General features: G+C 69.5%; 13 protein-coding genes and 1 pseudogene. 6 read left to right on the top strand and 8 right to left on the bottom strand.

Annotated features, from left to right (window positions below):
- The first annotated feature begins 17 nt into the window (after window positions 1-17).
- On the top strand, window positions 18-761 hold the full coding sequence (locus IEZ21_RS21480; RefSeq protein WP_189323551.1) for a helix-turn-helix transcriptional regulator: 744 nt from the start codon (window positions 18-20) through the stop codon (window positions 759-761).
- Window positions 762-803: 42 nt separating this feature from the next.
- On the opposite strand, the gene IEZ21_RS21475 is transcribed toward IEZ21_RS21480, so the two are convergent.
- The 5 genes from IEZ21_RS21475 to IEZ21_RS21455 form a co-directional block, all read right to left on the bottom strand.
- The gene (locus IEZ21_RS21475; protein WP_189323550.1) at window positions 804-2,270 is read right to left on the bottom strand and encodes a glycoside hydrolase family 32 protein; all 1,467 of its coding nucleotides are present in this window, start codon (window positions 2,268-2,270) and stop codon (window positions 804-806) included.
- A gap of 41 nt (window positions 2,271-2,311) precedes the next feature.
- Entirely contained in the window at window positions 2,312-3,184 is an 873-nt protein-coding gene (locus IEZ21_RS21470) for a carbohydrate ABC transporter permease (protein ID WP_189323549.1), read from the bottom strand.
- 1 nt (window position 3,185) lies between these two features.
- Entirely contained in the window at window positions 3,186-4,112 is a 927-nt protein-coding gene (locus tag IEZ21_RS21465; RefSeq protein ID WP_246567999.1) for a carbohydrate ABC transporter permease, read from the bottom strand.
- An 87-nt stretch (window positions 4,113-4,199) separates the two neighbouring features.
- Window positions 4,200-5,501, bottom strand: coding sequence for a type 2 periplasmic-binding domain-containing protein (locus tag IEZ21_RS21460; protein ID WP_246567997.1), 1,302 nt, complete (start codon window positions 5,499-5,501; stop codon window positions 4,200-4,202).
- A 144-nt stretch (window positions 5,502-5,645) separates the two neighbouring features.
- Entirely contained in the window at window positions 5,646-6,680 is a 1,035-nt protein-coding gene (locus IEZ21_RS21455) for a LacI family DNA-binding transcriptional regulator (protein WP_189323546.1), read from the bottom strand.
- Window positions 6,681-6,977: 297 nt separating this feature from the next.
- Here IEZ21_RS21455 and IEZ21_RS21450 point away from each other — a divergent pair, with 297 nt between their 5' ends.
- Window positions 6,978-9,911, top strand: a complete 2,934-nt coding sequence (locus IEZ21_RS21450; protein WP_189323545.1) for a glycoside hydrolase family 32 protein — start codon at window positions 6,978-6,980, stop codon at window positions 9,909-9,911.
- A gap of 157 nt (window positions 9,912-10,068) precedes the next feature.
- Entirely contained in the window at window positions 10,069-11,613 is a 1,545-nt protein-coding gene (locus IEZ21_RS21445; RefSeq protein ID WP_246567995.1) for a fused MFS/spermidine synthase, read from the top strand.
- Between the two features lie 138 nt (window positions 11,614-11,751).
- Here IEZ21_RS21445 and IEZ21_RS21440 read toward each other — a convergent pair whose 3' ends face one another.
- Window positions 11,752-12,483: an RNA polymerase sigma factor gene (locus tag IEZ21_RS21440; protein ID WP_189323543.1), complete on the bottom strand. Its 732-nt coding sequence runs from the start codon at window positions 12,481-12,483 to the stop codon at window positions 11,752-11,754.
- A gap of 209 nt (window positions 12,484-12,692) precedes the next feature.
- Here IEZ21_RS21440 and IEZ21_RS21435 point away from each other — a divergent pair, with 209 nt between their 5' ends.
- Window positions 12,693-12,968, top strand: a complete 276-nt coding sequence (locus IEZ21_RS21435) for a response regulator transcription factor (protein ID WP_308429641.1) — start codon at window positions 12,693-12,695, stop codon at window positions 12,966-12,968.
- 138 nt (window positions 12,969-13,106) lie between these two features.
- On the opposite strand, the gene IEZ21_RS21430 is transcribed toward IEZ21_RS21435, so the two are convergent.
- Window positions 13,107-15,047 (bottom strand): SpoIIE family protein phosphatase, encoded by a 1,941-nt coding sequence (locus IEZ21_RS21430; RefSeq protein WP_189323542.1) that lies wholly within the window; start codon window positions 15,045-15,047, stop codon window positions 13,107-13,109.
- A gap of 520 nt (window positions 15,048-15,567) precedes the next feature.
- On the opposite strand from IEZ21_RS21430, the pseudogene IEZ21_RS48865 reads away from it, so the two are divergent.
- Both IEZ21_RS48865 and IEZ21_RS47735 read left to right on the top strand, forming a co-directional pair.
- Window positions 15,568-15,981 (top strand): annotated as a pseudogene (locus IEZ21_RS48865) (ATP-binding cassette domain-containing protein); the annotation flags it as partial.
- A 162-nt stretch (window positions 15,982-16,143) separates the two neighbouring features.
- Window positions 16,144-16,482 carry a DUF8746 domain-containing protein gene (locus IEZ21_RS47735; RefSeq protein ID WP_246567991.1) on the top strand — a complete coding sequence of 113 codons (339 nt, stop codon included), beginning with the start codon at window positions 16,144-16,146 and terminating at the stop codon, window positions 16,480-16,482.
- A 135-nt stretch (window positions 16,483-16,617) separates the two neighbouring features.
- Here the strand turns inward: IEZ21_RS47735 and IEZ21_RS21420 are convergent, their stop codons facing one another.
- Window positions 16,618-17,541, bottom strand: a complete 924-nt coding sequence (locus tag IEZ21_RS21420; RefSeq protein ID WP_189323540.1) for a DUF72 domain-containing protein — start codon at window positions 17,539-17,541, stop codon at window positions 16,618-16,620.
- Between the last annotated feature and the right edge of the window lie 17 nt (window positions 17,542-17,558).

Below are 17,558 nucleotides of genomic sequence, written 5' to 3'. Positions count from 1 at the left end.
CGCGCACACTGGGAGACGTGGACAGACGAGAACTGGCGGCCTTCCTGCGCAGCAGGCGCGAGCGGATCACCCCCGCCGACGTGGGGCTGCCCGCCGGGCCGCGCCGCCGCACCCCGGGGCTGCGCCGCGAGGAGGCGGCGCAGCTGGCGTTCATCTCGACCGAGTACTACACGCGCATCGAGCAGGCCCGCGGCCCGCGCCCGTCGCGCGAGGTACGGCAGAGCATTCTCGACCTGCTGCACCGGCTGCCGCAGGCCGCCGCGATCGTGACGTCCGCGGCGTTCGAGGTGATCGCCTGGAATGATCTGGCGGCCGCCCTCATGGAGGACTTCTCCGCCCTGCCGCGGCGCGACCGCAACCTGGTGCGCCGTGTCTTCCTCGGGCCACACCCGCAGGGGCGACGGTTGTACGGAGTGTCGGACGCGGACGCGTTCGCCCGCACCTCGGCGCAGCGCCTGCGCGCCACCGCCGCCCGCTACCCCGACGATCCCGAAGTCACCGACCTGGTGGCTGAACTCCTCGCCGGAAGCGAGGAGTTCACCCGGCTGTGGGCCTCCCACGACGTGTCCGCCGAGCCCACCCTGTGCAAGACCTTCCCGCACCCGCTGGTCGGCCCGGTCACCGTCAACTGCGACGTCCTCGACATCACCGACCGGGACCAGCAGGTCGTCATCTACACCGCCGCCCCCGGCTCCCCCTCCGAGGAGGCACTGCGACTGCTGTCGGTCATCGGCACACAGCGCATGGACGTAAGCCGCTGAGCCGCACCAGGTTCGGCCTCTGCTTCTGGAACACAGCCATCATCACGTGAGCGCGGAAACGGCGCTCGCGTCGGCCGCGTACCGCATGGTGTACGGCCGCAGGTTCCAGGCTTCGGCCGTGTAGCCGAGGTCGTCCCCGCCACCGGAGCGGGCCTCGATCCGCCAGGGGGCGTCGCCGGTGGAGTAGAACCGCAGGGTCAGCGTCCGGCCCGACGGCAGGTAGAGCTCGGCGACGGAGCGGTCCACGACCAGGCGCAGTTCGATCGGGGCGCCCGCCACTGCCGCCTCGGGGCAGGGGACGCGGTACGTGCCGCCGTGTGCGCGCGGGTCGAGGGAGGCGTGGTCACGGTCCACGACCAGTTCGCCGGTGGCCGCGTCGATCCTGATGTCGAGGTATTCGGCGCCGTCGGCGGAGGTCACCAGCCGTAGTCCTCCTGCCGCGCCGGCGGAACGGGGTTCCAGACGGGCCGTCAGGTCGAAGCTCGGGCTCACCGTCCCCAGTACGGCCGTTCCCGTGGTCTCGCCGGCAGCGGTCACTGCAGGCTCGTGCCGCAGCATGAGGAGTTCCGCGGCTGGTCGCTGTCGTACGGAGCCGTCCTCGGCGAGTGTCACCTCACGCGGCAGTGTCAGCAGCCCGGCCCAGCCGGACTCGCGTACCCATTCCGGGTCGCGGGCCTCCCACGACCAGCCCCACAGCAGCCATCGGCCGTCGGGGGCGTGCAGCAGGGCCGGGGCGTAGAAGTCCGGCCCGTGGTCGAGCAGTTCGGGGGCATCGGCGAGGAAGCGGCCGTCCTGCTCGCGCCCGGGGTAGGCCACGGTCCGGCGCGGTCCGAGTTCCGGGTCCCAGGCGCCGAGGAGCAGTGCGCCGCGTCCGTCCGCGTGCAGGTACTGGGGGCACTCCCAGCCCGGCCCTGTGTCGGCGCCGGGTGCTACGGGCTGCGGGGCGCGGTCCAGGAACGGGCCCCGGTACTCCCAGTGCTCCAGGTCGCCGGACTCGTACAGCAGCGCCGCCGCCCGGCCGTCCGCCTGGGCGGAGCCGACCAGCATGCGCCAGCGGCCGGCCTCGCGCCATACGTACGGGTCGCGGTACATGGTGGCGTCGTCGGGCAGTTCGGGTATCAGCAGGCTGCCGCGCGGTGTCCAGGTGACACCGTTGTCCCGGGACTCGGCGGTGGTGACCGGTTGTGCCCAGCGGTCGGTGCGGTAGGCGGAGTAGAAGGCGACCATGCGGTCGCCGTCGGCGACGGCGTTGCCGGAGAAGCAGCCGTCCCTGTCCTCGCCACCCGGCGTGGGAGACAGCGCAAGAGGCAATTCCTCCCAGGTCAGCAGGTCGGGGCTGCGGAAGTGGCCCCAGTGCATGTTCGCGTGCTCGGGGCCGTACGGGTTGTGCTGGAAGCAGACGTGGTAGTGGCCGTCGTGGTAGGTCAGCCCGTTGGGATCGTTGATCCAGTTGTGGGGCGGGCGCAGGTGTGCGACGGGCCGGTGGAGGTCTGCGGGCAGGACGGACACGCGGGGGTCCTTTCGGGTGGGGGGTCGAAGGAGCGGCGCGGTCAGCCCTTGACGCCGGTGGAGGCGATGCTGTTGACGAATGAGCGCTGGAAGGCCACGAACAGGGCCAGGATCGGCACGGTGATCATGGAGGAGTACGCCATGATCTGGCCCCAGCCGACGTTGAGTTGGAAGAAGTAGGAGATGCCCACCATCACCGGCCGCAGCTCCTCGCTCTGCACGACCATCAGCGGCCAGAGGTACGAGTTCCAGGCGGGCAGGAAGGTGAGGATGGCGACGGTGGCGATGGCCGGTCCTGACAGCGGCATGACGATGCGGCGGTAGATGGTGAACCAGCCGGCGCCGTCCACGATCGCCGCCTCGTCCAGTTCCTTGGGGATGCTCTGGAAGTACTGGTGAAAGAAGAAGATCGAGAAGGCGTTGGCGAGGAACGGCACGATCTGGACCTGGTAGGTGTCCATCCAGCCGGTGGTCCACTCCAGGTGGAAGCCGTTGACGCGGAGCAGCGGCAGCTGGTTGACCCACCACACCAGCGGCAGGGCGAAGGTCTCGAACGGCACGATGAGCGTGGCGATGACGGCGGTCAGGACGAGCTTCCTGCCGGGCCAGCGCATCCGTGAGAGCGCGAAGGCGGCGAGGCTGTTGACGATGATGCCGAGCACCACGGTGATCGACGAGATCAGCACGGAGTTCACCAGGAACCGTGCCGCCGGGACGCGCTCGAAAACGCCCGTGTAGTTGTCCAGCGACAGGGCGCCGACGGGCAGGAAGGCGCGCAGGGAGCCCAGGTCGCCGAAGATCTGGTCGTCCGGTTTGAAGGACGAGACCAGCATGAAGAGGAGCGGGAGCGCGAAGACCAGGGCGAGGGCGACGCGGCCGGCGTGACCGCCGAGGTGCTTCAGGAGGGAGGTCATGTCAGTCCTTCTCCCGGGTCAGGAAACGCTGGACACCAGACACGGTCAGTACGAGTACGAAGAAGACGAGCGAGATGGCCGCCGCGTACGCGGTCTGCTGCTGGTCGTAGCCGGTGTGCACGGCCTGGTGGACGACGGTGGTGGTGGAGTCGAGCGGGCCTCCTTGCGTCATCACCCGGATCTGGGTGAAGAGGCTGAACGCCGCGATGGTGATGGTGACCAGCACGAACGTGCGCGTGGCGCGCAGTCCGGGCCAGGTGACGTGGCGGAAGCGGTCCCAGCGGCCGGCCCCGTCCAGGTCGGCGGCCTCGTACAGCTCGGCGGGGATGGTCTGCAGGCCCGCCAGCCAGATGATCATGTGGAAGCCGACGCCCTGCCACACCGACATCAGGATGATCGCGGGCATGGCGGTGGCCGGGTCGCCCAGCCAGTCCGGGCCGTCGACGGCTCCGAGGGTGAGCCCGGAGATGACGCGGTTGACCAGGCCGTCCTGCCGGTAGAGGAAGGTCCACAGGAGGGACACGACGACCATCGAGGTGACGACCGGCAGGAAGTAGACGGTGCGGAAGAAGTTGACGCCGCGCACCTTCGCGTTGACCAGCAGCGCGAGGACCAGGGCGAGCCCGGCCTGGAGCGGGACGACGACGACGGCGAAATACACCGTGTTGCGCAGGGACTTGAAGAAGACCGGATCCTGGAAGAGCTGGGTGAAGTTGCGCAGGCCCACGAAGCGGGCCGGGGTGGGCGAGATGAGCCGTGCGTCGGTGAAGGCCAGGGCGAAGGCGAGGGCGACCGGTACGACGAGGAAGACGATCAGCAGCACGACGGCCGGGGTGGCCATGCCGAGGGCGGTGAGGCTCTCACGGCGACGGGCGTTGGTCGTTCGGGTTCGCCGGACCGGACGCAGCCGGGCGAGGGCTGCGATCATGGTGGTCACGGTAGCTCCAGGGGGAGCCGGTCCGGTTCGGGCGGCGCGGGGAGGCGCGGTCGGGGGCCCGAACCGGACCGGGGCGGGTCAGCCGGCGTAGTTGTTGTTCGTCTTGAGGTTGTTGTCGATGTCCTTCGCGGCCTGGCCGAGCGAGTCCTTGGGGTCGGCCCCGGCCAGGATGTCCTGGGCCGCCTTCTGGAACTCGGTGGAGATGTACGGGTAGGCCGGGGTGACCGGGCGCACCTCCGCGAACTTGCGCGCGAACTGGACGAACACGTTGAGCTCCCCGCCCGGCTGGTAGCCGTCGACCTGCTTCGCGGCGGCGTCGGTGGCCGGGATGGTGCTGGTGGCCTTGGCGTAGTCGACGAAGTACTTGGTCTGGCGGGAGAACTTCAGCCACTCCTGCGCACCGGCCTTGTTGGAGCAGGTGGAGCTCATGCCCCACTGCCAGGAGGCGCCGCCGATCTTGGGACCGTTGCCGAAGTCGACCGGCGGGATGACCGCCAGGTCGTCGCCGAACTTCTCGGTGTTCTTGGCCGCGTTCCAGCTGCCGTCCCACTGGATGGCGCTCTTGCCGGCCAGGAAGTCCTTGTTGGGGTCGGCTCCGGACTTCTTCGACATGTAGCCCTTGGTCACCAGCGAGCGGAACCAGGTGGCCCACTCCACGGAGCTCTTGCCGTCGAGGGTGCCGGAGGCGGTCTTGTAGCCGTCGCGGTCGATCAGGTCGCCGCCGAAGCTCTGCAGCTGCGGGGAGTACCCGTACGGCCACCACTCGCCGCTGCCGCCGGTGCCCATCTCCAGCGGGTACTGGAACTTCCCGCTCTTCTTCAGCTTGGCCAGCGCGGAGTCGAACTCCGCCTTCGTCCAGGGCTTGTCGATGGTCGGGATGCGGATGTCGTACTCGTTCAGCACCGACTTACGGGCGAAGAAGCTGAGCGCGACGTCGTAGAAGCCGAACGCGTAGACCTTGTCCTTGTAGCGGCTGACGGTGCTGGGCAGTTGGTCGGACAGCGGTACCTCGCTGCCGGAGACGTCGATCGGGTCCAGATAGCCGCCCCAGGCCCAGTTCGGCACGTTGGGGCCGTCCACGTCGAGCAGACAGGGCAGCTTGCGGGCCGAGGCGGCGGCCACGACGGAGTTGTTGTAGTCGCTCTGCGGGAACGCCTGGAGCTTGACCTCGTACTTGCTCTGCGAGCCGTTGAAGTCCTTGATGATCCTTTTGACGACGTCGAGCTCGGCCGAGTTGCCGGCGTTGTGCGTCCACAGGGTCAGCGTGTTGCCGCTGGCTCCGGACGAACTGCCGCCGCTCCCGGTCGCGCATCCGGCGACCAGCGCGGTAGCCGCCGCGACGGCTACACTCGCGACTGCGAGGGGCCTTGTTCTCCACACCACTGGGTTCCTCCATCTCACTGAGACGGGTCTTGCCGGACCCGCCTGGGCGACCGGTTGCGACGGTCGCTGTTCTTGGTGGTCGTCCCGCCGCCCGGGGTTTCGGTCCGGGCGGCGGGACGAGCCGTTTTCGGGTGCCTGGCGTCAGCCCTCTGCGGGCGTGCCGATGGAGGCACGATCCTGCAGCGGCATGGGCACACGGTGTACGACTGCTTCGAGCGGCCCTTCGCCGAGGATCAACTCCACGGCGAGGCGGCCGAGTTGGTAGTGCGGCAGCTTCAGGGTGGTGAGCGCCGGACGCAGTACGGACGCGATGTCCTGGTCGTCGAAGGAGACCACCGACACATCGCCGGGTACCGACAGGCCTGCCTCGCCGAGCGCCTGGTAGGCACCGAGGGAGACCCGGTCGGTCATGCACACCAGCGCCCGAGGGCGATGCCCCGCCGCGAGCAGCGCGGTGACCTCGCGGTGGCCGTCCCGCGTGTCCCAGTCGCACTCGACGACACCGTCCAGGCGGGCCCCGCCCGCCCGCAGGACCTCCTCAAGGCCGCGCATGCGCTCGTTGCCGGCGATGATCCCCTCGGGCGTGGCCGGAACGGCCTGGTGACCGCCGATCGACCAGATGCCCTCGGTGTGACCGGCCGCGAGCAGCGCGCGGGCCGCGTCCCGGCCGGCCTCGATCTCGTCCGGGACGGCGGACGGCGCGTCGAAACCGGGGGCCAGGCAGTTCAGCAGGACCACCCGGCGCCCGTACAGCTCCTTGGGCGGAGTGATGTACCGGGTGAACATCGACGCGTAGATCACTGCGTCGACCTGGCGGTCCAGCAGCGCGTGGACCAGCGACGACTCGGCCTCGCGGTCGCCGCCGGCCTCCGTGATGAACAGCAGGTGGTCCCGCTCCCGGGCGGCCTCCAGCGCACCGCGGATCACATCGCCCGCGAACGGTGTCGTGGTGATCCGGTCCGACACGAGCCCGATGGTCTGCGTCGACTTCGTCCGCAGGCTGCGTGCGGTGACGTTGGGGCGGTAGCCCAGCTCACGGGCGGCCACCAGCACGCGTTCACGGGAGGCGTCGGAGATGCGCATGTCGGTACGGCCGGAGAGGGCGAACGACGCGGTCGTCGGCGAGACGCCCGCTTTGCGGGCGACGTCGGCCATGGTTACGCGGCGCTCGGGCATCAGCGGTCAGCTCCGTTGTTAAATCGGATTAGCAAGTTGCGATGAGAGTGCTGCGCTCCTCGACCGGTGTCAACACCTCGGACATCTCGAATGGAAAACAGGGGCGCTATAGGCCGTTTTGTACGTTCCTTTGGTAACGCCTGGGTAAATCGGTGCGCGTTAGCTCTTGCTTTAGCTGTCGCGGCACGCGAACGATGCCGAGCCATCCGTTAAACCGATTTGGCATGGCGTCAGCCTGCCGCGCCACCCCAGGAGTCAGCCATGGAGCCCGCTATGGAACCGGCCATGGAGCCAGCCATGAGGAGAAGGACAGCCCTCAGTGTGGTGTCCGCCGCCGTCGGCGGTGCGATCGTCCCTTTCTCGTTCGCTCCCGCTCCGGCCGCCGCCCGGGAACGGCGCGGCCCTCAAAGCCCCACCGCCCGCTGGGACTTCGACGAGCGCGCCGGTACGGTCACCCGCGAGGCGGTGTCCGGCACCGCCGACCCCGTCGGCTACGTCTTCGACGACGCCCGCTTCAAGCCCGACAGCGATCCCGTACGGCGCCGCGGAGTGCGCGGCCGTGCCCTGTACTTCGACGGATACTCCACCGTCGTCACCGCCTCCGGCCCCGGCAAGCTCGACCCCGCCGACGGCCTCACCGTCGACGTGTGGATCGCCCCCTACGCGTACGAGCACGGCATCGACGGCAAGCCCCAGGCTCTGGTCAACCAGCACGACCCGGACGCGAAGACCGGATTCCTGCTCGGTCTGCGCCGCTTCGGGCAGCTCGTCTTCCAACTCGGCTTCGGCACCGACCTGGTCGAGGTCAAGGGAGCCCCGGACCAGCCGGCCGCCAAGGGCAGGTGGACCCACGTCGCGGCCACCTACGACCCGGCCGCCCGGCAACTGCGCCTGTACCGCGACGGTCGACTGATCGGCACCGCCGCCACCCCGGACAAGGCCCCCCAACTGGCCTCCGACGAGCCTCTTCTGATCGGGCGTCACAACCGGCCCACGCTGCTGAACGGCGAGTTCCACGCCAACATGTACATGGGCCTGATGGACAGTCTCGTGATCCGCCCGGGCACCCTGGACGATCCGACGGCGCAGCAGGAGCATGGCGATCGCCTCGCGGCGCTTCCCGGCCGTCGCGTACCCCGGCCCGACCTGACCCCGCACCGGAGCCGTTTCGACGGCGACCGGCACCGCCCTCAGTTCCACATGCTGCCGCCCGGGCACTGGATGAACGAGCCGCACGCGCCCGTGTACTTCAAGGGCAAGTACCACATCTTCTACCAGCACGACCCCTTCGGCCCGTACTGGGGCCAGATCCACTGGGGCCACGCGGTCAGCACCGACATGGTGCACTGGCGGGACCTCCCCATCGCCCTCGCGCCCGCCGCGGACTCGCCCGGACCGGACGGGATCTGGTCGGGCTCGGCATACGTCGACGGCGACCGGGGCCCGGTGCTGTTCTTCACCGGCGGCGACGACCGGCTGCCCTACCGCCAGCGCACCGGGCTCGCCGTGTCCACGTATCCGACCGGGGGTGACACGGACCTGCCCACCTGGACGATGAAGTCCGAGCCGGTCACCGAAGCACCGGCAGGTCTCCCGGCAGGACCCGGCACCGCGTGGGCGGAGAACTTCCGCGATCCGTTCGTATGGGAGGAGGACGGCGTCTGGTACCAGCTGGTCGGCAGCGGCATCGTCGACTACGAGGGCACGCGGGTCACCAAGAAGCACGGCGGGACCGCGCTCGTCTACACCGCACGCAGGCCCGAAGGACCGTGGAAGTACCGGGGCCCGCTGCACTGGAACGACCTCGCCACACAACCCGGGCCCGGAGAGGTATGGGAACTGCCGGTCCTCCTCCCGCTCCCCGGCCCTCGCGGTGCACGCACCGGCAAGCACATCCTGCTGGTCAGCCCCTGGTGGGAGGCGTTCAACCCGGACGCCGTCAAGCACACGTACTACTGGATCGGCACCTTCGACAAACGCGAGTACCGCTTCGTGCCCGACCACGAGAAGCCCCGCGAGTTCGACTTCGGCGAGCACTTCACCGGCCCGTCCGGCTTCGTCACCCCCGACGGCCGGTCCGTGCTCTTCAGCATCACCCAGGACCGCCGCAGCGAACAGCAGCACGCCCAGTCCGGCTGGGCGCACAACGCCGGAATGCCCGTCAGCGTCTGGCTGCGCCAGGACGGCACCCTCGGCGTCGAACCGATCACCGAGGCAACCGGCCTGCGGGGCAGGCGACTTGCCAGGATCCGCCAGACCTCGGTGAAGGAAGCGAACCGCAGGCTCACCGACATCTCCGGCGACATGCTGGACATCGAGGCCGTCATCGAGCCGCGCGACGCCACGACCATCACCCTGGCCGTCCGCGCGACCGCCGACGACAGCGAGCAGACACTGCTCTCCTACGACACGACCGAGCGACGTTTCTCCATCGACCGGGGCCACTCCAGCCTCGACCCGGACGTACGCAAGGGTGTGCACGGAGGCACCGTCGAACTGGACGGCGGGCGACTGCGACTGCGGGTCCTGCTCGACCGCTCGATGCTGGAGGCGTACGTCAACGGGACCAACACCCTCACCAGCCGCGTCTATCCGACCAGGGAAGACGCCACCGGCCTGCGGCTGACCGCCGAGGGAGGCGCCGCCCGCGTCCTCGAGCTGGACGTCTGGCGGATGAACGGCGCCTACGACGCCCCCGTCGCCCCGGCCGCATACGATCCGCCCCGCCCGACGGACGTCGACGCCCTCCCCAACCACGACTTCGCCACCGGGGACCTCACCGGCTGGACCGTGGTCTCGGGCACGACCTTCAGCGACGCCAACGTGACCACCCGTCCCGACTGGGGCTGGGGCGGCCCCTTCTACCAGGCCGAGACGCAGGACGACGCGACCGGCCACCACCTGTGGGGCTTCAACCCGGACGCGGGCGGCGACGACGCCACCGGGGTGCTCCGCTCAGCCACCGTCACCCTCGGCGGAGACGGCGTGGTCGATCTGCTCGTGTCCGGCGGCAACGACCCCGACCGGCTCTACGCGGCCGTCGTCCGCGCCCGCGACGGCAAGGTGCTGGCCAAGGCCATCGGCCGCGCTGTCGAGCAGTACCGCCGGGTGGTCTTCGATCTGTCCGCCCACATCGGCGAGCGGATCTACGTCGAGGTTGTCGACCGGGCGACGGGCGGCTGGGGCCACATCAACATCGACGACGTCAACGTTCCCGTCCGCCGGCAGTGACACCTGCCGCCACAGCAGGACGACGCGCCGCTCGATGCCGGGCCGTACCCACACTCATGGGCGGACGTGCTGGGCGGTAACTCACCCAGGCAGATGGAGGGATGAGGATTTTCGCCGTGCTGTTCGGTCGATGAGGCCGCATGCGAGGATGGCGCCCGTGACCGGATCATCGTCTTCCACACCTGTCGCCGAGAGTGAGGGCACGCCTGGCAACCACGGCCTGAGTCCCCGTGCCGCTGCCGTGCTCGTGTTCGGGTCCTCGGCCGCGGTCCTGGTGGTCGAGATCGTCGCTCTGCGGCTGCTGGCTCCCTATCTCGGCCTCACCCTCGAGACCAGCACCATGGTGATCGGCATCGCTCTCACCGCGATCGCTCTCGGCTCCTGGCTGGGTGGGCGTATGGCCGACCAGGTCGATCCACGCCGGCTCATAGGCCCCTCGCTCGGGGTGTCGGGAGCGGTCGTGGCGCTCACCCCCGCCGTGCTGCGTACCACCGCGGAGTGGGCGGCGCCGCTGCTCTTGTTGATCGCGGCGGGGACCATCCTCGTGCCGGGCGCGCTGCTCTCCGCGGTGACGCCGATCGTGACCAAGTTGCGTCTGACCAGCCTCGCCGAGACCGGAACGGTGGTCGGCCGACTGTCCGGTGTCGGCACCGTCGGCGCCATCGTCGGTACTGTCCTCACCGGCTTCGTCCTCGTGTCGCGGCTGCCGGTCAGCGGCATACTGATCGGCCTCGGAACGCTGCTGGTGCTCGGCGGGGCGCTGGCCGAGTGGCGTACGCGCGGGTGGACCGGCACCCCTGCCCTCACCCTCGTGGTCATCGCGGGCGGCCTCGCCACCACGGTCGCGCCCGGCGCCTGCGACACGGAGACCAAGTACCACTGTGCACGGGTCGTCGCAGACCCCGACCGGGACGGCGGCCGCACCCTCGTCCTGGACGGCTTGCGGCACTCCTACGTCGACGTCGACGACCCGACCTTCCTGGAGTTCGAGTACGTGCGCGCCATCGCGTCGGTGGTCGATTCCGCCTTTCCCGAACGTGAGCCACTTGCCGCCCACCACGTGGGCGGCGGCGGGCTCACCTTTCCCCGTTACCTCGCGGCCACGCGGCCCGGAACGCGCAGCCTTGTGTCCGAGATCGACGGCGGGGTCGTACGCATCAACCGCGAGCAACTCGGCCTGAGATCCGGAGGCGGTATCGACGTACGCGTCGAGGACGGCAGGCTCGGCCTGCGGCGACTGGACACCGACAGTCGTGACCTCGTCGTCGGCGACGCCTTCGGGGGCGTCAGCGTGCCGTGGCACCTCACCACGGAGGAAGCGATGAGGGACGTACGGCGGGTGCTGGGCGAGGACGGCCTGTACGTAGCCAACCTCATCGACCACGGGAGCATGGCCTTCGCACGTGCCGAAGTAGCCACTCTCAGCGAGATCTTCGAGCATGTCGCCCTCGTCGGCGAACCCGCCGACATCGGCCTCGACCCGACCGCCACCCCCCTGGGCGGCAACCTGGTGGTGCTCGCCTCCGACCGGCCGGTCGACCTGCGCGCGACCCAGGAAGCGCTGGACGCCCGGCAGACCGGCTGGAAGATCGCCACCGGCGACGACCTCACCTCCTGGATCGGCGACGCCCAACTGCTCACCGACGACTACGCACCCGTCGACCAGCTCCTCACGCCCTACAGCCCGCAGACCAGCCAGTGACAGGACACACGTCCAGGCACTGCCGACGCACCTGAACAAGCTGCCCCCGTTACGTCTGCCGGTGTCCGGCTCGTCGGTGGCCGTCCCACCAGTGTCGCCAGGAGACCAGGAGAGTCGTCACCCTCGGGGTCGACGACATCACCAGGTCCGCGGCCTTGGGGCGAGAGGAGAAGAGGCACCGGGAACAGCGTGGGTCACGTCCGAGGGGCGGACATCGCGTCGCTTGGGGTTGTCGCAGATCTCGCATTGCCCGATGTGGCGGGTGATGCGTTTGCGCATCAGCACAGTGATGGTGCCGTCCCAGCCATCGAGCATCTGGCTCAGTTCGGCGCAGTCCTTCCGCCCATGGTGGGCCAGGACCACCGCCGCCACGGCATTCTCCAGCTGTTGCCGTGCTCGGGACAGCAACGCATGTGCGTGGTTGCGCTGCACCCCCAGTACCGCGGCCATGTCGGCGCCGTCCAGATCCTGGCGTACCGACAGCTCCAGCACCTCGCGATCACGCGAGTTGAGCCCTTCGAAGGCCTCCCACACCAGAGTCCGTATCTCCTCGTCGCGCAGCCGCGCACCGAGGTCGACTGCCTCGTCGACCACCTCGCCGGCTTCTTCGAGCCCGGTGGTGCGGCCTTTGGTACGCAACTGGTGTCGGCATTCGTTGCGGGCGATCGCATAGAGCCACGGACGCAGCCGCTGAGGGTCTCGCAGCTGGTCGATGCACTCATTGGCGAGGACGAAGGTGTCCTGCAAGGCGTCGGCGGCAGCGTCGCTGTTGTGAAGAACTGAACAGCAGTAGCCATAGATCTGACCTGCGTAGGCGTCGTACGCCGCTGCCAGCCCCTGGGGGTTCGCAGCCCGGATGGCGGCCACCATTTCAAGATCATTCACATGGAAAATTTTATAGCAAAACGGACACGCCTTGAACCCCCGTCGGGCGGCCGCTTCGGCCCTGCACCGCCAGCCCCACACCGCCGGAACCGCGGCCGCACCGGCCCGGCCTCGCTGGGTGAGTCGAGTGCCCGTGATGGGAGAAAAGAAATGAAGTTTCGAAAAGTTGTTGGTTTGTCCCGCCTTCGCGGCTCTTGTATGCGAACGCGGGGCACCGGGCCCCGCCTGCTGAAGGAGTCAAGTTGCACGAGTCGTCTCGCGTTGCTCTCCAGCCGTCACGTCCCGCCCTGTCTCCCCGCGAGCAGCAGATCCTGCGGCACATGGCAGAGGGATGCACCTATGCCGGAACGGCACGACGGCTCGGTATCTCCGTGCACACCGTTGACGGCTATCTCCGCCGGATCCGGGCCAAGACCGGCGTGCACACCCAGGCAGAACTGATCCGGCTGGCGTTGACGCTGGGGCTGTGATCTCCCGAGCCGACCCACTCGGTACCCGTGCCCGCCCATGGCAACGTGTCAACGGCCAGCCGGAGCATCGCCCGGAGCCCGAGGCCGTGTTTGTCTGCGGTTGTTCGCGGCTGTTTGCGGTTTGTCTGCGCGGCGGACTCAGGTGCCGGCGGCCAGGAACTGTTCGGCCCAGATGGTCTTGCCGAGGGGGCCATGACGGGTGCCCCAGCGGTGGGCGAGCTGAGCGACCATCAGCAGGCCCCGACCCCCTTCGTCGAACAGCCGGGCGCGCCGCAGGTGCGGGGCGGTGCTGCTGGAGTCGAAGACCTCGCTGATCAAGGTGTTGTCCTCGTGGATCAGCCGCAGCTGGATGGGCGGCCGGCCGTAGCGAATGGCGTTGGTGACCAGTTCACTGACGATCAGTTCGGCGATCAGGGTGGCGTCGTCCAGTCTCCAGGCAGCCAGCTGGTCAGTGGTGTGGCGCCGGGCCTGGGCGACGATCGCGGGGTCGCTGGCCAGGTTCCAGACGGCGACCTTGTCGGCGTGCAGAGCCCGGGTACGGGCGATGAGCAGGGCGACGTCGTCATCGGGGCGGTGCGTCAGCACAGCCGCGAGGACGCTGTCGCAGACCGTCTCCACTTGCGTGGCGGGGCGGGCCAGGGCAGTGAACATGTTGTCCAGAGCTTCGTCGATGTCGTGCTCGCGGGGTTGGAGCAGACCGTCGGTGTACAGGACGAGGAGGCTGCCTTCCGGCAGTTCGGTCTCCAGGGTCTCGAAGGGCAGACCGCCCAGGCCCAGCGGTGGACCGGCCGGGACGTCGAGGAGGTACACCGTGCCGTTGGGGGCGGCCACGGCGGGCGGGGGGTGGCCGGCCCGGGCGAGGGTGCAGCGGCGTGAGACCGGGTCGTAGACCGCGTACAGGCATGTGGTGCCGATGCCCCCAGCAGTCTCGGGGGTGCTTCCCGTGCCGCCCTCCTCGGCGGACAGGTGCAGGACGAGGTCGTCGAGGTGTGTGAGCAACTCGTCGGGCGGCAGGTCGACTTCGGCCAGGGTACGCACCGCGGTGCGCAGCCGGCCCATGGTGGCCGAGGCACGGATGCCGTGGCCGACGACGTCGCCGACGACGAGGGCCACCCGTGCGCCGGACAGCGGGATCACATCGAACCAGTCGCCCCCCAGACCGGCGCGGGTCGCGGCGGGCAGGTAGCGGGAGGCGACCTCCAGGGCCGCCTGATCGGGCAGCGTCTGCGGCAGCAGGCTGTTCTGCAGCGTCATGGTGGTGGTGCGCGCGCGGGTGGTGACGTCCACGGTGGTGCCGGCATCGGCGTCGGCATCGTTCAGCAGAGGCGTCCGCTCCTGGGCGAGGTACCCCTGCGACTCGTGGTGCGCCGCCAGGCACACGGCACGTACCTGGCCGTTCGGGTCCCTCAACGGGGCAAGCGTGGCCGAACAGCTGTGCCCCGCGCTGACACCCGCGGGACGAAGACAGGGCTTCACCTGCTGCGATTGACCAGTTTTCACCACCAGTCGCATCTTGTCCTCGGCCTCATCGTTCGCCGGACACGGCGCGATCTCCGGCAGACGCAGCCCGAGCATCTGCCTTTCCTCCAGGGACAGCGCGTCCTCCATGCCCGCGTTGGCGCGCATCAGCCGCAAGTCGGTGTCGAAGACCGCCATGGCGCAAGGGGCTTGAAGGAACGTCCGCTCCGCCGGCGCCTCGCCCCGGAACGTGTACGCCGGGTCCGCCACCGCGCACACCACGAGCCACTCGCCTGTCCCGCCGCTCCCGCGTCGGTGGTGCGCCAGCAGCCCCAGCCGCAGCCGGTGGCCGTCGCCGCGCCTCAGCGTCACTGTGCCGTTGAGGCGTTCCTGCCCGCCCGCCGCCCGCCGCACCTGCTCGCCGACGTCATCGGCGAGCAGCCGGGCAGCCGGGAACCCCACCACCTGCGCGGGCGCATACCCCAGCAGCCGCCGGGCTTCCTCACTCCACCCGGTCACGAAGCCCTGATCGTCGATGGTGGCCGTGGCCGTGTATGGCGGCTCCCCGGCGTCCTGCGCCTCACCTTGCCCCTCACCAGGAGGGGTGGGAAGTCGCTCCATCACCGCTCACCTCACGCCTGCTGATGCCCTGTCCCGCTCCCCACGGGAACCTGCACAACCACCGCCCTCCTGACAAGCATCAACCTGCGGCCCACCGAGCACCAGCGCAGCACGTCGACCAGGGGGTTCGGCAGGGCACAGGCTCCGGCGCGCCTGCCTGAACGGGCATGGCGGGTGGCGGATTCGAGGATTTCCGAGAGGAACAAGAGGGAGGATGTCAAGCCCCGAAGCCTCGGGGCTACATCTGCCGCCCGCCGCCTGTAAAGATGAGATCAGATTTTACGCCTCACATACGGGGCCACACCGAAAGTCATCGAAGGAGAGGATGGAAGTGAAACTTACTTTCCTCCGCCGATGCGCTCTGCCTGCCGTTCTGGCTGTCGCACCGATGACCCTTGTCACTGCGGGAGAGGCCGCCACCGCACCCGTTCAGAAAGCCTGTAGCGGATGGTCGAAGATCCCCGCGAAAAGTACGCATTCATTTTCCTGAGTCGGCCGTGATTCTGAAGGAGGCGATGAGGTGACAACCGCTATTTCATTTTCCGGACTGACCAAACGCTATGGCGCCCGTACCGCCATCGAGGATGCGACCTTTTCCGTACAGTTCGGCGAGGTCACCGGATTCTTCGGGCCGCGCGGCGCCGGAAAAACGACCTGCCTGCGGATACTGGCCGGCCTGATGGCCCCGGACTGCGGCACCACTACCGTCCTCGGCCGCCCCTTCGCGGGACTCCCAAGCCGGGCCCGGCAGGTGGGGGTGGCATTCGACGATGGCGGCGCACACCCTGGACACACCGGCCGCCAGCACCTGCTGCTGGCCGCCGCCGAAGCCGCTGTCCCAGTCCGCCGGGTGGACGAGGTGCTGGCAATCACCGATACAGAGGATGTTGCGGAGAGGAAGGTCGGGTCCTGCTCCCCGGGCATACGCCGCCGCCTTGGCCTTGCCACCGCGCTGCTCGGTGACCCGCGTGTTCTCGTTCTCGATGGGCCCGCCGACGGTCTGGACCCGCTTGACATCCGCCGACTGCGTGCGCTCCTGAGCCGCCTGGCCGATTCGGGACGCGCTGTGGTGGTGTCGAGCCGTGACCTGGCCGAGGTGGAGCAGACTGCCGACCGCGTGATCGTGCTGCACCACCGGGTCCTCTTCACCGGCTCCGTCGAGGTTCTGCGCCGCCGTTCCTGCCCCGCCGGGGGTGCGCTGCGAGTGCGCACTTCCGACGACGCCCGCATGGCTGCCGAACTCGCCTCCTCCGCGGGCGACGTCCGGTCGGAGGCGGCACATGGCGTGCTCGTCCAGGGGGCGGGCGCCGAGACGATCCTGACCACAGCCGCGGCCATCGGTGTCGAGGTGTATGAACTGGCCGAACCGGTCGCGAGCCTGGAGGAGGAGTTCTGCCGACTCCTCAACGAGACCGTTCCCGGAGGTGCTCGGTGAGCGCCCTCTTCGCCTGGCAATTCGAGCGGTCCACGTAGGACACCGCCGCGGCCGCTCAGCGGCAGAACGGGCGGAGCCTGATCGCCCCGCTGGAAGACACCTGCGACCGCACCGGGGCGGTGGGCCAAGCGACGGTCAGTGGCGCGGGGCCGGGCCGGGTTGCGGGGCTGGGCCGGGTGAGGGCGTCGAGGCTGGTAGGGGTCGTGCCTCGACCGGGTGTCCGAGCAGCCGCGTCATGGACTCGGCGGCCCGTACGGCGGCGTCACCGCAGCAGTTGTTGAACAGGACATGGAGCTGCTCGACCCGCTCGGCAAGGGCGCGCAACCGCGGCAGCCACTCGGCGAGTTCGTCGTCGCCGTACGCGTACCGGAACCGCTCCTCCTTGCTCCCGGTCCCCCAGGCGGCGTTGCGCCCGTGGAACCGTACGACGGACAGCCGGGGAGAGGTGACGGGTGTGACGGGTGGTATGGAGGACGGAAGCGTCTGGGTCATGTCGACGGCGACGGCGGCCATGCCGTACCGCGCGAGCAGCGCGCGTGTGGCCTCGGCCTGCCCCTCCCGCCACCACCCGGGATGCCGGAACTCCACGGCGACGGGCCACCCCTTTGTCCTCCGGGCGGACTCCGCCAGAAACGCCTCGGCCCGCACCCCGGGCCGGAACCACGGCGGGAACTGGAACAGCACACTCCCCAGCCGCCCGGCCCGCCGCAACGGCGTGATCCCCGCGGCGAACCGCGCCCAGACCTCGTCGAGCGCTCCTGGATCCCGGGCGTCTGCCGACAACCCGTACGGCATCACCGCACTCCGCGTGGGATGCCCCGTGAGCAGGGAGAACGCCTTCACGTCGAACACGAACCCGTCAGGTGTCCGCTCCACCCACAGCCGGCTGTTCCGCTCGCCTGGCAGGGCGTAGTAAGCGGCGTCGACCTCCACGACCGGAAACCGCTCGGCGTAGTGCCGCAACCGCCCCTCGGCGTCCCGTCGTCCCGCCGGGTACCAGCCGCTGCCGACCAGCATCCGGTCGGTCCACGAGCACGTGCCCACGAGGATGTCGCCCATGGTGGGCGGGTACCGTT

Origin of the sequence: Streptomyces flaveus (assembly GCF_014647675.1) — a bacterium.
Lineage (GTDB): Bacteria > Actinomycetota > Actinomycetes > Streptomycetales > Streptomycetaceae > Streptomyces > Streptomyces flaveus.
The sequence above is the reverse complement of the archived record's forward strand: the minus strand, read 5'-3'. Positions and strand labels throughout refer to the sequence as shown.